The 13,422-nt window shown below is 63.2% G+C and carries 12 protein-coding genes and 2 pseudogenes; 6 read left to right on the top strand and 8 right to left on the bottom strand.

Annotation, left to right across the window (positions count from 1 at the left end; all coding sequences use genetic code 11):
• Positions 1-39: 39 nt before the first annotated feature.
• Positions 40-571, top strand: a pseudogene (locus QHG62_RS20590) (enolase C-terminal domain-like protein); the annotation flags it as partial.
• A gap of 152 nt (positions 572-723) precedes the next feature.
• On the opposite strand, the gene QHG62_RS20585 reads toward QHG62_RS20590, so the two are convergent.
• On the bottom strand, positions 724-1,818 hold the full coding sequence (locus QHG62_RS20585) for a Zn-dependent alcohol dehydrogenase (protein ID WP_281147531.1): 1,095 nt from the start codon (positions 1,816-1,818) through the stop codon (positions 724-726).
• Positions 1,819-2,034: 216 nt separating this feature from the next.
• Between QHG62_RS20585 and QHG62_RS20580 the strand changes: the two genes are divergently transcribed.
• The gene (locus tag QHG62_RS20580) at positions 2,035-2,994 is read left to right on the top strand and encodes a Bug family tripartite tricarboxylate transporter substrate binding protein (protein WP_281147530.1); all 960 of its coding nucleotides are present in this window, start codon (positions 2,035-2,037) and stop codon (positions 2,992-2,994) included.
• 366 nt (positions 2,995-3,360) lie between these two features.
• On the opposite strand, the gene QHG62_RS20575 is transcribed toward QHG62_RS20580, so the two are convergent.
• The 3 genes from QHG62_RS20575 to QHG62_RS20565 all read right to left on the bottom strand — a co-directional run bounded on the left by QHG62_RS20575 (position 3,361) and on the right by QHG62_RS20565 (position 6,640).
• On the bottom strand, positions 3,361-3,669 hold the full coding sequence (locus QHG62_RS20575; RefSeq protein ID WP_281147529.1) for a response regulator: 309 nt from the start codon (positions 3,667-3,669) through the stop codon (positions 3,361-3,363).
• 68 nt (positions 3,670-3,737) lie between these two features.
• Complete coding sequence (locus tag QHG62_RS20570) at positions 3,738-5,696, bottom strand: hybrid sensor histidine kinase/response regulator (protein ID WP_281147528.1); 1,959 nt, start codon at positions 5,694-5,696, stop codon at positions 3,738-3,740.
• Between the two features lie 695 nt (positions 5,697-6,391).
• Positions 6,392-6,640, bottom strand: coding sequence for a hypothetical protein (locus QHG62_RS20565; RefSeq protein ID WP_281147527.1), 249 nt, complete (start codon positions 6,638-6,640; stop codon positions 6,392-6,394).
• Between the two features lie 254 nt (positions 6,641-6,894).
• Here QHG62_RS20565 and QHG62_RS20560 point away from each other — a divergent pair, with 254 nt between their 5' ends.
• Together QHG62_RS20560 and QHG62_RS27745 are read left to right on the top strand one after the other, a co-directional pair.
• Entirely contained in the window at positions 6,895-7,068 is a 174-nt protein-coding gene (locus QHG62_RS20560) for a hypothetical protein (protein ID WP_281147526.1), read from the top strand.
• 75 nt (positions 7,069-7,143) lie between these two features.
• A complete protein-coding gene (locus QHG62_RS27745; RefSeq protein WP_348638668.1) occupies positions 7,144-7,401 on the top strand; it encodes a Fic family protein in 258 nt (85 codons plus the stop codon).
• Positions 7,402-7,621: 220 nt separating this feature from the next.
• Here QHG62_RS27745 and QHG62_RS20555 read toward each other — a convergent pair whose 3' ends face one another.
• Complete coding sequence (locus QHG62_RS20555; RefSeq protein WP_281151726.1) at positions 7,622-8,218, bottom strand: DUF6088 family protein; 597 nt, start codon at positions 8,216-8,218, stop codon at positions 7,622-7,624.
• A gap of 606 nt (positions 8,219-8,824) precedes the next feature.
• Positions 8,825-9,139: a HigA family addiction module antitoxin gene (locus QHG62_RS20550; protein WP_281147525.1), complete on the bottom strand. Its 315-nt coding sequence runs from the start codon at positions 9,137-9,139 to the stop codon at positions 8,825-8,827.
• 216 nt (positions 9,140-9,355) lie between these two features.
• Here QHG62_RS20550 and QHG62_RS20545 point away from each other — a divergent pair.
• Positions 9,356-9,592: pseudogene (locus QHG62_RS20545) on the top strand (integrase core domain-containing protein); the annotation flags it as partial.
• A 27-nt stretch (positions 9,593-9,619) separates the two neighbouring features.
• On the opposite strand, the gene ggt reads toward QHG62_RS20545, so the two are convergent.
• Together ggt and QHG62_RS20535 are read right to left on the bottom strand one after the other, a co-directional pair.
• Positions 9,620-11,290 carry a gamma-glutamyltransferase gene (gene ggt, locus QHG62_RS20540; protein WP_281147524.1) on the bottom strand — a complete coding sequence of 557 codons (1,671 nt, stop codon included), beginning with the start codon at positions 11,288-11,290 and terminating at the stop codon, positions 9,620-9,622.
• 24 nt (positions 11,291-11,314) lie between these two features.
• Positions 11,315-12,301: a Bug family tripartite tricarboxylate transporter substrate binding protein gene (locus QHG62_RS20535; RefSeq protein ID WP_281147523.1), complete on the bottom strand. Its 987-nt coding sequence runs from the start codon at positions 12,299-12,301 to the stop codon at positions 11,315-11,317.
• Positions 12,302-12,403: 102 nt separating this feature from the next.
• Here QHG62_RS20535 and QHG62_RS20530 point away from each other — a divergent pair, with 102 nt between their 5' ends.
• Positions 12,404-13,372, top strand: a complete 969-nt coding sequence (locus tag QHG62_RS20530; protein WP_281147522.1) for a LysR family transcriptional regulator — start codon at positions 12,404-12,406, stop codon at positions 13,370-13,372.
• Positions 13,373-13,422: the final 50 nt, after the last annotated feature.

Below are 13,422 nucleotides of genomic sequence, written 5' to 3'. Positions count from 1 at the left end.
CGGCACGTGAGACATTGCGTCCAGTGAGGCAAAGGCGTGTTCTCCGGCCGCCGAGTCATGGCGGAGTTTCGCCGTGCCACGGGCCTGCCGACCGCCACCAACATGGTTGCGACCGACTGGCGCGAGATGGCACAGCCTCTCGGTGCAGTCGGCGGACATTCCCCTGGCCGATCCGCATTTCTGGACCATGCAGGGCTCCGTGCGCGTGGCGCAGCTGTGCCAGGCCTGGGGCCTCACCTGGGGCTCGCATTCGAACAACCACTTCGACGTGTCGCTCGCCATGTTCACGCACGTGGCGGCGGCGGCACCGGGCAAGGTCACGGCTATCGACACGCACTGGATCTGGCAGGACGGCCAGCACCTGACCAAGGCGCCGCTGCAGATCGAAGGCGGTTTCGTGAAGGTGCCGACACGCGGCGCGCTGGGCGTCGAGCTCGACATGGACGAGGTCGAAAAGGCGCACCAGCTTTACCTGAAGCACGGGCTCGGTGCTCGCAACGATGCGCAGGCCATGCAATACCTGATTCCGGGATGGACTTTCGACAATAAAAAGCCTTGCATGGTGCGCTGAGGCAGGTCGAAAGACGGCGCCGGCCGCGCCTGTCGGTGGCGTCCGCACTGGCAATGGCTTCCAGCCGGACCTTGCAGATCGCGCAGTCGACGCCGCCCGCCGCGCCGTTCACTCAAGCGAGATCGCCCACGGGAGACAAGGCTGCACGGCAGTCAAGCGCCGACCCCATCGAACACGATCACGCTGCGGGCGACCTCGCCGCGCGTCATCGCAGCGAAGCCCTCGTTGATGTCTTGCAGCCGGATACGACGCGACACCAGGTCGTCGAGGTTCAGCCGGCCCTGCATGTAGAGCTCGACAAGCCGCGGAATGTCCTCGCGGATGCGCGCTGAACCCAGCGCCGAACCTTGGATCCTTTTTTCCAGGAAGAAGTCGCTGCCTTCGATGGAAGCTTTGACGCCCGGTGCGAAAAGGCCGACGACAGTCGCTGTTCCGCCGGGCTGCAGCATCTTGAAGCATTGCTCCACGGTGGCTGCGATCCCAATGCACTCAAAGGAGAATTCGACACCGCCCTGCGTGAGCTCGGCGACCTTCGCAACGACGTCGCCCTCGCTCGCGAGCACGGTGTCGGTGGCGCCGAACCTGCGCGCGAGCTCCAGCTTTGAGGGCACGTTATCGATGGCGATGATCCGCGCGGCACCGGCGATGCTGGCGCCATTGACGGCCGCCAGGCCAACACCGCCACAGCCCACGACCGCCACCGATGCACCGGCTGGCACCCGGGCGCTGCGGAACACCGCGCCAGTGCCGGTGATGACCGCGCAGCCCAGCAGCGCCGCGCAATCGAGCGGCATGTCCTTGCGGATTCTCACGAGTGCGTTGCGGTGCACCAGCATCTGCTCGGCGAAGCCCGAGAGATTGAACACCTGGCTGACGGGGTCGCCTGCGTGCGACAACCGCCGGGCCTTCCCTGGAGGCTGCTTGACGTCCGTGTCCATGCACAAAGCGAACCGGCCGCCCAGGCACTGCATGCAGGTGCCGCAGAACACCGACAGCGCGCCGACCACGTGGTCGCCTGGCTGCAGGTCCTTGACGCCGCTGCCAACGGCCGCGACGACGCCGGCCACTTCGTGGCCGAGCACGCCGGGGAGCGGGATCTTGCGCATGCCCTGCATGTAGTGCAGATCGCTGTGGCACAGGCCTACGGCCGCCGTGTGCAAGAGAACTTCGTTCGGTCCCGGCGCGCCGATCGCCACGTCCTGGATCACCAAAGGCTGGCCGAATTCTTCGAGGACTGCTGCTCGCATGGTCTTGGGGGACTCCCTGTGGGTTGTGGGAAGGCAGGCGGGCAAGCCGCGCCTGGAGCAGTGTAGGAGGACCGTTTCACGCAATCCCTGAGCCTTGTGCAAAGTTGGTTTGCACCTCACGAGAAGCCGCGGGGCACATGCCCCCGAAATAATTCGTGCGCCCGGGTTGGCATCCCGCCCGCCAGGTGCGCCAACAGGAAAGAACAGGAGACAACCATGAACCGCCGCAGACTCTTCTTCGGAATCCTGGGGATCACATCGATGGTCGGTGCCGCCATGGCGCAGCAACAGCCGACCAAAATCGTGGTGCCCTTCGCCGCGGGCGGCGGCACCGACGCCTACCTGCGGCTGCTGGCCGACGAACTGACGAAGCGCGGCGCACGTACCATCGTTGAGAACAAGCCCGGCGGCAGCGCGGTGGTCGCCGCCGACTACGTGGCGAAGGCCCGGCCGGATGGGCAGACCCTGGTCATGTCGTTCGTCGGCATGCTCGGCACCAATACCGTCCTGTTCGACAAGCTGCCCTACGATCCGCAGAAGGATTTCACGGCGGTGTCGCAGGTGGCGTACCAGCCGACCATCATCGTCGGCCGCACCGAACTGCCGTACAAGAACATCAAGGAAATGGTGGACTACGCCCGCGCGAACCCGGGCGCCATCAACCGCGGCTCCCCGGGCGCGGCGATCCTGAGCAACCTGGCACCCGTGGCGTTCGAGAAGTCGCTTGGCATTCGCACCAATCACATACCGTTCAACGGCGACGCACCCGCCATCCAGGCGATGCTCAGCAATTCCATCGATGTGTACGGCACCTCGATCACGAGCTCCTTGCCGCACATCAAGTCCGGAAAATTCCGCGTGCTCGGGGTGATGGACGCCAGGCGCCTGCCACAGGTACCCGAAGCGCCGACCTTCAAGGAGCTCGGCTACGACTTCGAGGCGCCGCTGCGCTACTACCTGTCCGCGCCTGCGGCCACCCCCAGGGATGTGGTGGCCCGACTGAACAAATCGATCAACGAGGTGATTGTGGATCCGGCCTTCGTCGAGCGCGCGCGTGCCATCGGCATGGAGCCACAAGGTGGAAGTCCTGAAGACATGGAGCGGCTTCTCAACGCAGAGATCGCACGCTGGAACCCCATTGTGAAGAGCCTGAACCTGCCGAAAGCGGGTCAATAGCAAGGGGCAGGCACGGGACTGCGGCTTGTGTGGATCGCCACCGAAATCGCGAGCGAAGCGGTCGCGGTGCTGGAAAAGCTCGGCGATACCTTGGGCTTGGCGTGGCGGATCTCTTTCTTGTCGAGGGCTCGGGCCCGACGGTACTGCGAACTTGCAAGGACCGAGCCTCGCACGAAGGATGGTCGTATTGACGAACCATCCAACCGACGAAATGCGCCGTCGCAGTCCGGCGTTGTGGAAACTGGACGGTCCGGTAATGAAGCGCTCCAGCAGCGTGTACCGGCCTGGCGTCCGATCCTCGAAGCCAGCAGGTGCGTGCCCGAATCATTTACGTTGCACGAGCAACGTCCATCGCTACCCTGCGCATTACTTCACCGATGGCCTGCCGGTCATAGGGCTTAACAAGCAATTGAGCGTTGTGGGGAGAAGGGCGACATCTTGCCCTGTAGCGAACACCACCTTCAGGCCAGGCAGGCGTCGGCAAGCGGCTTCTGCGAGCGCCGCACCCGACATTCCGGGCAGTCCGACATCCACCATGAGGACATGAATACCTGGGTGCCTCTCTAAATCCGCAAGAGCCTGCTCGCCGCTGGACGCTTGCGTCACCACATGGCCAAGTGCAACCAGCATCTCTGCAGTTGCCGCACGAGTGATGTCATCGTCGTCGACCACCATTGAAGTGCAGACTCTCCTTGCTACACCACCGGAGTCACGCCGTTCTCGCCGGCACGAGCTAACGCCCGCTAGCGCTGATTCGCGAGCGTGTGCCGGACCTTGCGGGCGAGATCTTCGCGTGCATACGGCTTGGCGAGCAGTTCTACCCCTGGGTCGAGGCGTCCGCCGTGCACGATGGCATTCCGGGTGTAGCCCGATGTGAACAGCACCGCAAGCCCTGGCACCAGTTCGCGCGCCCTGCGCGCCAGGTCTGGGCTGCGCAAGGGACCTGGCATCACGACATCGGTGAAGAGGAGGTCGATCTTGATACCGCTTTGGATGATGGCGAGTGCCTGCTCGGCATCGCTCGCTGCGAACACCTTGTAGCCTAGCTGCTGCAGCATCTCCACCACAGTGGATCGCACGTGCTCGTCGTCTTCCGCAACCAAGATCGTCTCGGTCCCACCCACCACCGGGCCCATGTCGGCTGAGGCCACTTCCTCCTCGGCGTTCCTTGACCGCGGCAGATAGAGCTTGACGGTCGTCCCGTCACCCACCTCGCTGTAAATCTTCACATGGCCGCCTGATTGCTTCACGAAGCCGTACACCATGGAAAGCCCCAAACCGGTGCCTTTGCCCTCTGGCTTGGTCGTAAAGAACGGATCGAAAGCTTGTGCAATGACATCGGGCGGCATGCCCGCGCCGGTGTCCGACACGGCCAGCATGACGTAGTCTCCGGCGGCGAGGTCGGCATGTTCCCGGGCATACGCGGCGTCGAGGGTCGCGTTGGCAATCTCCACCGTGAGCTTGCCCGAGCCCTCCATCGCATCGCGCGCGTTGATGGCCAAGTTCAATAGAGCGTTCTCGACCTGCGCCACATCGACGAAAGTGCTCCAAAGGTCATCGGCGACGGTGGTCTCCAGCAGAACGGCCTCGCCCAGAGCACGCTGCAACATCTCATGCATGGCCTGCACGATGCGACCGAGATTCACGACCTTCGGCTCGAGCGTCTGCCTGCGGCCGAAAGCCAGCAGCTGCCCGGCCAACTTGGCCCCTCGCTGCACACCGGCGAGCGCGTTCTCAACACGCCGTTCGGCCCGTTCCAGTCCTGCCACGTCGCGAGCCAAAAGCTGCAGATTGCCAGCGATGACTTGCAGCAGATTGTTGAAGTCGTGTGCGACGCCGCCCGTGAGCTTGCCGATGGACTCCATCTTCTGGGCCTGCATCAGCGCCTTTTCCGTGCGCTTGAGCACCTCGGCCGCCTCTCGACGTTCTGTAACGTCGCGAGTTATTTTGGCGAAGCCAAAAAACCTTCCGTCGTCATCATGAAGTCGATCGATGATCACATGGGCGAAGAACTGGCTTCCGTCCTTGCGGACGCGCCAGCCTTCCTGCTCGAAGCGGCCTTCTGCCGACGCAGTGGCAAGTGCTCGAGCGGGCAACCCAATCGCCTGGTCCTCCGGGGTATAAAAGCGTGAAAAATGCGTTCCGAGCACGTCAGCCTCGGCATATCCCTTGATGCGCTGAGCGCCCGCGTTCCACTTGGTGATCAGGCCATTTGGATCGAGCAGGTAGATCGCATAGTCCGTCACTCCCTGCACGAGCAGCCGGAACTCTTGTTCGCTTTTGCGGAGCGCCTCCTCCGCAGCCTTGCGATCGCCCACGTCGCGGGTGATCTTGGCAAAGCCCAGCAGGCGCCGATCGGCGGTATAGATGGGGTCGATGACCACGTTCGCCCAGAAGCGAGTGCCGTCCTTGCGCAGTCGCCAGCCTTCGGCCTGGAAGGTCCCTTCCTTTTGTGCGGTTTGCAGGGCGCGCGCAGGAATTCCGGCCGCGCGGTCTTCTGGCGTGTAGAAGCGCGAAAAGTGCTGGCCCACGATTTCGCCAGCCGCGTATCCTTTGAAACGCTCGGCACCAGCGTTCCAGCTCACTACATGGCCTTGGGGATCCAGCATGTAGATCGCGTAGTCGTGGATTGCAGAAACGAGCAACTCGAAACGTTGCAGTTCGATCAGCCTGCTGTCATCGGGAAGGTCGCTGGTGTCCATGGCTGATTTCTAGGCGGCTGTAAATTGAACTGGGCCTCCACGCCCCGATCAGCGGGATTCCACTGTTCGGGAGAGGAGGGCCCTTGAGATCCCGGCAGCTGCCTTCGATAGCGGCGCTAGCTTGCCAACCGGCCGGGATTTTGACATCTCGGGTCAGACTGCGATTCTCGCCACCCCAAGAAGACAGGATACTCCCACCCTGCACGCCTGGCCGTGCTCCCCCGGTACCAGCGTCTCCTCGCAAGGCACGTCGACTCGACATGCATTTCCAATTGCAAGAGACCAAAAAGAGACGCTGCATGCGCTCGGAGGCGAGTAGCTCCACACCCACTGCCTCCGCTGTGTCTTCTGTGTTGCGTCAGTGAGAAGAAGCAGACGGGACCGATGTTCGGCATCTGGCACTGTGCGTCTCGCAACCAACCAAAACGTCGAAAACGTTCGAATCGTCCATGCTCCATCGTAAGCTGCCGTGCTTCACGGCGGAAGTTGGCGCGTTCTTTTCGAGCGCCGCGGCGTAGGAGCCATGCACAGCGCGGTCAGTTCGAATGATGTCTTCGATCTATCGCGCAGGCGGGACTGGAATGACTTAGTGCTCGGGGGCCTCCGGGCAAAGCAGACGCGGGCGCCGGACGACCTGCGGGCGGCGCGCGAATGAGTCGCGTGCGCTGACTGCCCAGCAGGGGGATCAGGCCCGCTCAGCCCTTGCCGTTACTGTGAGTCCGGGTATCCCACATCGTGCGCGCCTCGGCATGACCTGCCTCGGTGATTCGAAGCACCATGGCGGCGCGGGACGCCGCATAGCGGGGCGTTGAATGTAATGTCTCGATCTCGGCCTCAATCAAGCCGGTGGCAAGAAGCACCGAGATAGCTTGCAAGTCCTCAGGATCGGTGATCCGCAATGGAAGCTGCAGATGCAGCAGCCTTAACAAGAACAAGTAGGGCATTCGACTCTCCGAGTGACGGCTCTTGCCGGACCAAAAACGCTGGCCATCGTTGGCGCATCAAATGTAAGTCTTTAATGTTACTTGTTCGCAGTCCATTGCTTCTGCAGGGCAACCATCTTCTGCAGAATGCTTCACGAATACCGTATCCGGCACAATCGGATCACGTGATAACTACAGTTATCGCCGAGGTGGGAAGGCACTCCCGCCAGGATGACCGGCTCTCCATCGAGCCGCGACCGTTGGAAGGAGCAGAGATGTTCACAGTCGAACAGCTGCAGAAGCGCTCCGCCACCGAGCGCCGTGTAATGATTCGGCCCAAGGTGGCCGTGCAGGCTAAGACGCCTGAGCAAAAGCGTGAGATCTCGCAAATCGCCAAACAGGTGATCGCTGAGCATTACGCCGTGCTTGCCGCGCTGAAGGACCGCTGATTTGCTCGACTTCGATTTCGTTGGCGGTCCACCATGAAATCATCCAGGCATTCGGCGGCTTAGCTGGATACGCAGGTGGCGGCGAAGTGGCCGTGCCAGCAGCTCTCGCGAATTCAGAATCACGCACTCTACGCAAGGCTCGATAACGTGCTCGGCATTGCTGCCCTATACGCCGAGGCCATAGCGCGCGGTCACGTATTCGGCGACGCAAACAAAAGAACGGGGCTTACTTGTGCGACTGCCGATCTCGCGCAACAAGGGATCCATGTTCGCAATGACCCCGTGCTCGAGGATGTCACGGTGATGTGGCAGAGGGGCGGCTCTCAAAGATGATTTTGCTTGGTTGCTTGGCCTCCTCGCAAATTTGGTGCAATACGAAAGCCAACCTCAGACTACACAAGCCCTCTCCTGAGGGCTTTTTCAAGTCGGCCCCAGCGGTTCAACGCCTCTAAGACGAGGTAGACCACAGCATGTTGGATTCCACCGGCCAGTCTTTGCACGGGCCTGTTCCAGGACTTCGGCCTGATCGTCCTTGCTCAGAGCGACGAAGTGCTCAGCCACGCAGTGCCTCTTCGCCGATGGCTCTTGTCATCCAGGACGGTAGGGTAGCGCGCGCCGACGTCAGCGTCCGCCACTCGGATGGCGGCAGCGTGCGGCGCAAAGCGGCCAGCGATTCGCCCGCATGCGCTGGTCCCATCCAGGCCACCGCACGCACGGCCGCACCGGCTGGCCCGGCTCCAAGCGCCAGCATCCAGTGCGGGGCATGCTTCACCATGACTTCGGAGCGTCCGAGCTTGAGTTTGCGCGTGCGTCCCGAGGTCAGGTAGGCCTCTCGGATTGGTACCTGCCGGGTCAATCCCAACGCGTTGGATGCGTTAGCGCCGTGCAGTGTCACGACCTCGCCGCTTTGGGCCGCCAGCGCGTTCACCACCTTCTCAGGCGCCGGCGCGCGTGTTCCAACACGGCTCGACACCGGAGTGACGTAGGTTCCGCGCGCGACGCGCAGCAGCTTGCCTTCCTTGGCGAGCCAAGACAGGGCTTGGTCGACGGCGGCGCGGCTTCCGAGGTGCAGGAACTCCTTGGGCGATAGCACGCCTCCCTCAGGCAAGGACTTGGCGTGCAGCACGATGGATTCGGGAAGTGTGACCATCATCATTTCACGATGTCAGAATTACATCTTCGCTTCTGACATAGTGCCGCTCTGCGACACGTCCGGTGCTCAGGAGAGTAGAAGCTCGACGCTTTGAGAAAGTCGGTGTGGGGCCAGGGAATTTCTCCCAATAGCGTTGAAGTTTCGAGCCTGGCGGTTAGGTTTGGAAGAACTGCCGCATGCGTGAACAGGTTCTAGGCTGAGAGGTCACGCCCGCCGGGCCATTCGCCCCGACTGCGCACGCCAATACTCGACACGGTGCCTCTGCATCACCCGCTCTCGTAGACGCCCGTCTTGGCCAAGCGCCATTGAGCAGTGACAGCGGCCGGCATCATCGACGCGTCTCACTGAGCAATTTCTCTTTTCCCATTGCCTCTACCAGCGCCGAAACCGGGTGAGCCTGGGACTTGCGACATAAAACCAGTCCAATTTTTATCCGCACCCCCTAAGGGTCAGAGATCAGCGGAATCCAACACGGCGAGCCTGAGGCCCGTTTTGTCTTCGCGCCTCCATCAGATGCCCCGAAATAGCAGGGCATCCTGATGGAGCGGACGGCTACTCTCTACATTATCTTCAGAATGGGGTGGCAATCTGATGCGATCGAAGTCATGCCACCGCATGCTCGCGTTGGCGCGGGCGCACCTCACGTTCGATCTGCTTAGCCGCATCCTTCTCCGCGATCTTCAGATCGTAGACGGATTGCATGTTGAGCCACCACTGCGCCGAACCGCCGAAGTAGCGGGACAGGCGCAGTGCCATGAGCGGGGACACGCCACGGCGCTCACGAACGATCTCGTTCACCGTCGGCGCGCCAACGTGCAATTCCTTTGCGAGCGCGTTGGCGCTCATGTTGAGGGGAGCCAGATAGTCCTCACGAAGAATCTCGCCGGGATGAACCGGACGCATTCCATTCTTAAACATGGCTTCTTGCCTTTCTGCCCTGAGGGCTGTCGCGTCTTGCGAAGAATAGTTTCGAGCATTTGCGCCGCCCGACCCGCGCTAATGTGGGTCGTAAATCTTCCCGTTCTCCGGGCCATCGCCGGTCCATTGCCACGCGAGCCGCCACTGGTCATTGATCCGGATATGCCAGAAGCCGTCGTAGAACTTCAAGTCATTGCCGGACACGCCCATGTGCAGCCCCAGAGTAACGGCATGGCCGACAGCTTCGTGAACACGTACAAGCGCGACTACGTCAGCCGCATGGACCTTGCCGACGCGAGAACGGTGATAGCGCGGATGGCCGCAGCCTTCGAGCACTTCAATGAGGTGCGTCCGCACTCTGCATTGAAGATGAAATCACCCAGGTAGTTCAGGCAGCATCGCGCTGCGAAGCAGCGCGATGCTCAGATCGAGCAGACGCTACATTGCGAATAGCCCGTGTCCTGAAATACAGGGGCACGATCAGTCTAGCGCCCCACGACAATTCGGACCCGGCCGATCAGCGCGAGCAGGCTCCATGCGCAGCCGGTACGCCACGCCATCGCGGCCCGGGTCGGCGCCGCCGTGCAGGCCATCGGCCTGTACCTGCACGCCGTGAACCCAGCCGATGGTGTAGTTGTAAGGGTTGCGGCCGATGCCATAGCCCTGTGCTTCCAGTGTGCGCGTGGTGGAACGCGGAATGCGATTGCACACGTCGATGGCATTGCTGGTGGACGAGAAGCGCGGCGCCGACACGGCAGCCTGCATCTCCATGCCGTGGTCGATCACGTTGAGCAGCACCTGCAGCACGCCCATCGCGATCTGCGTACCACCGGGGGCGCCGAGTACCACGTCGAGTTCGCCGTTCTTGAAGGTCATGGTGGGGCATGACGAAGTGAAGCGGCTCTTGCCCGGCTGGATGCTGCCGGCGCGGCCCGGGCGCGGGTCGAACACGCCCATGCAGCCGTTGTACAGAAAGCCCATCCCGGGGGTGATGATGCCCGAGGGCATGGCCAGCGAGTGGGTCAGGGAGACGGCGTTGCCGTCGGCGTCCACCACGCTCAGGTGGGTGGTGTCGCGCGGCACGGGCGCACCGGGGTTCACGCGCTCCACGTTGAAGCGATGGCCCGTGCGGATTTGCTCGGCCACGTCGCGGGCCATGACCTTGGACAGCAACTGGTTCAGCGGCACGTCGAAGAACTTTGGATCGCCAATGCAGCGGTCCTTGTCGATCGTGGCCTTCTTCATGGCCTCGCACACCGTTTGCAGGTAAGCGGGGCTGTTGTGCTCCAGGCTCGCCAGATCGAAGTGTTCGAGGATGTTGAGCATCTCCAGCAGCATGGCGCCGCCGCCCGGAGGCTGGTTGGTCGTGATGGTGCGGTCGCGGTAGCGGCCCACCAAGGGCGCGTTGCGCTGCACCTCATAGCGGGCCAGGTCCTCGCCCGTGATCAGCGCGCCCAACGACTGCAGATGCGCCACCATCTTGTGCGCCAGGTCGCCATCGTAGAACGGGCGCGCGCCTTCCTCGGCAATCTGGCGCAGCACGGCGGCCATGCCCTCGTTGCGCAGCGGCGCGCCGATGGGCTTGGGGCGGCCGTCGGGGCGGCAGTACAGCTGGCGGCTGTCCTCGCAATACTGAAGGCGCTCCAGGTTGCCAACGCGGCCCATCGTGGGCTCGTCGATCCAGAAGGCGTGCATGCCGGGCCGCACAAAGTAGCCGTCCGCCGCCCATCGGATGGCCGGCTCCACCACCTGCCGCCACGGCAGGCGGCCGTGCGCCTGGTGCATGGCCTCCAAGCCCTTGAGCGTGGCCGGCGTGCCGATGGACTGGGGGCCGATGTCGTTGACGCGGCCCTTGAGGATGAAACCAAAACCGTCCTTGGTTTCGCCCTCCAGCAGGTGCTCCCACATGTCTTCCCTGGCCGCCAGGGGTGCGGGGGAGTGGAAGTCGAAATACTCGTGCACCTGCGCGCCGGGCAGGTACACGGCGGCGGTGCCAAAACCTGCGATGCCGCACATCAGCGGATCGACCACGGTCTGCGCCAGCGCTGTGGCCACGGCGGCATCCACCGCGTTGCCGCCTGCGCGCAGGATGTCGATGCCGGATTCAGCGGCCTCCGGCTGCGGGCAGACCACCATTGCTTCTTTTTTCATGAGGTGTGTTGCGCGGTCGCCGGGTTACTTGGCGCTGAGGTTCAGCGCCCCGAGCGTGGGCCCCCAGGCCTTGGCATCGCGCGCCGCCGTCTCCATGACGAGCGCGGAGGGCCCTGACATGGCAATCACGCCCATGCTCTTGAGCTTGGCCTGCACCTCGGGGCTGTTGTGGAAAGCCGCCGTCGCCTTATTGAGCTTTTCCACGATCTCGGGCGGCGTGCCGGCGCGTGACACCACGGCGCTCCAGCCCATGTTGTCGAAGCCTTTCACGCCCAGCTCGCCAAGCGTGGGCACGTCGGGCAGCTCAGGGGTGCGCTGCGGCGACAACACGGCCAGTGGATTGAGCTTGTGGTTCTTGATGTGGGGCAGCGCCGTGCCATACACCGGTGCCATCACTTCCGTCTGCCCACCGATGGTGGCCAGGATGCCGTCGGCCTCGCCCTTGTAAGGGATGTGGGTCATCGAAATGCCCAGGGCATTGTTCACCAGCTCGACCGCCAGGTGGGTGGAGTTGCCCAGGCCGGCGGACGCGAAGTTCAGCTTGCCCGGCGCCGCCTTGGCTTTTTCCGTCAGGTCCTTGAGCGTCTTGATGCCCGTGGCCGGGTTGGCCGACAGCACGAAAGGGACCGTGGTCAGCATGGTCACGCCCACGAAGTCCTTCTCCGGGTTGTAGGGCAGCGGCTTGTAGGTGAACTGGTTGAGCACCATCAGCGACACGCTGCCCAGCAGCAGCGTGTAGCCATCGGCCGGCGCGTTCAGCGCCGTCTGCGCGGCAATGATGCCGCCCGCGCCGGGCTTGTTCTCCACCACGATGGTCGCGCCGATGGCCTTGCCTGCGTGTTCGGCCCACATGCGTGCGATCGTGTCGCTGCTGCCGCCCGGGGCCTGCGATACGACCAGGCGCACTGGCCGGCTGGGGTAGGAGGCCTGCGCGTACACGGTGGTGGCCGTGGCGGCCGCGACCGCGACGCCCATCAGGATCTTGTAGACGTTCGTGATTGCTCTAGACACAGTGATTCCTCTGAGACTCTGACATAAAAGATGAAGTAATTTTCATGACAACCCTGCCATCCACCTAGTGAAAATGCAAAATGGAGTCATGAAGGTTTACTCATGATCGAGCGTGCAGAAGGCCTCTCCTGGGCGCGGGGCATCAAGGTGCGGCATCTGGAATCATTCTTGGTTCTCGACGAGGCGGGCACCCTGACCGAGGCGGCGGCACGGCTGCACATGACGCAATCAGCCATGTCGCACTGGCTGGCCGAGCTTGAGCGCGTGGCCGGCACGCCGCTGATGGTGCGCGGGCGCAAGGTGCAGCTGACACCTGCGGGGCATCTGCTCAAGCGGCTGGCCATCACCGTGCTGGGCGACATCGCCCGCACCGGCCGCGAGATGCATGCGGTGGCCGCGGGACGCGTGCCGCGTCTGAACGTGGGCAGCGTCTGGGCAGGCATCGCCGGCGGCCTGCCCGAAGCCGTGACCGCGTTCCAGCAGCGCCATGCCGATGTAGCCGTGTCCATTCACGACGGGCTGTTCGACGACCTGCTCAAGGGCCTGGACACGCGTGCCATGGATGCCGTGATCGGCGTTCTGGATGCAAGGGCGCACCAACCGCAGCTGGCGCATCACGTGCTTTTTGACGACCAGGTGAGCATCGTCATCGGCCAAGGCAGCAAGCACTGGGACAGCGAGCAGCCGCCGGGCTTTGCCGATGTGCTGCGGGAGCAATGGGTGATGCCGCCCCTTGGCACGCTCACTCGCATCCAGATGGATGCCTACCTCATCGAGCAACAAGCATCGTGGCTGGTGCCCAAGGCAGAAACCGCCTCGCTGGCCATGATGCAGGCATTGCTGCAAAAGGGCGACTATGTCGGCGTGTGTGCGGAATCCATGGCGGATCACCTGGCCTCACTGGGGCTGCTGAGAAAGATCGCCATTGATTCGCACATCCGCTTCGGCCCGATCACCGTGGTGTGGAACCGCGAACACATCTCGGCCACTCTCATGGATTTCATCGACTGCCTGAAGGCGCATGCGCGGGGCTTGCCTGCCGCGCCAGTGCAGGCGTCGTCCAGCGCTTAGCCCCCGCGCCAGCGCTGTGGCTGTCGTCGCTTGTCGGGGGATGGGTGGCG

Source organism: Variovorax paradoxus (genome assembly GCF_029919115.1).
Classification (GTDB): Bacteria; Pseudomonadota; Gammaproteobacteria; order Burkholderiales; family Burkholderiaceae_C; genus Variovorax; species Variovorax paradoxus_O.
Note: the sequence above shows the minus strand (reverse complement) of the source record. Positions and strands in the feature narration are given on the sequence as shown.

What these genes read in the sequence shown, in the direction of transcription:
- QHG62_RS20575 (WP_281147529.1), bottom strand. Translation starts at nt 3,669, where the DNA reads ATGGTGGTCGACGACGATGACATCACTCGTGCGGCAACTGCAGAGATG.
- ggt (WP_281147524.1), bottom strand. Translation starts at nt 11,290, where the DNA reads ATGAAAAAAGAAGCAATGGTGGTCTGCCCGCAGCCGGAGGCCGCTGAA.
- QHG62_RS20585 (WP_281147531.1), bottom strand. Translation starts at nt 1,818, where the DNA reads ATGCGAGCAGCAGTCCTCGAAGAATTCGGCCAGCCTTTGGTGATCCAG.
- QHG62_RS20530 (WP_281147522.1), top strand. Translation starts at nt 12,404, where the DNA reads ATGATCGAGCGTGCAGAAGGCCTCTCCTGGGCGCGGGGCATCAAGGTG.
- QHG62_RS20560 (WP_281147526.1), top strand. Translation starts at nt 6,895, where the DNA reads ATGTTCACAGTCGAACAGCTGCAGAAGCGCTCCGCCACCGAGCGCCGT.
- QHG62_RS20570 (WP_281147528.1), bottom strand. Translation starts at nt 5,696, where the DNA reads ATGGACACCAGCGACCTTCCCGATGACAGCAGGCTGATCGAACTGCAA.
- QHG62_RS20565 (WP_281147527.1), bottom strand. Translation starts at nt 6,640, where the DNA reads ATGCCCTACTTGTTCTTGTTAAGGCTGCTGCATCTGCAGCTTCCATTG.
- QHG62_RS20580 (WP_281147530.1), top strand. Translation starts at nt 2,035, where the DNA reads ATGAACCGCCGCAGACTCTTCTTCGGAATCCTGGGGATCACATCGATG.
- QHG62_RS20550 (WP_281147525.1), bottom strand. Translation starts at nt 9,139, where the DNA reads ATGTTTAAGAATGGAATGCGTCCGGTTCATCCCGGCGAGATTCTTCGT.
- QHG62_RS20555 (WP_281151726.1), bottom strand. Translation starts at nt 8,218, where the DNA reads ATGGTCACACTTCCCGAATCCATCGTGCTGCACGCCAAGTCCTTGCCT.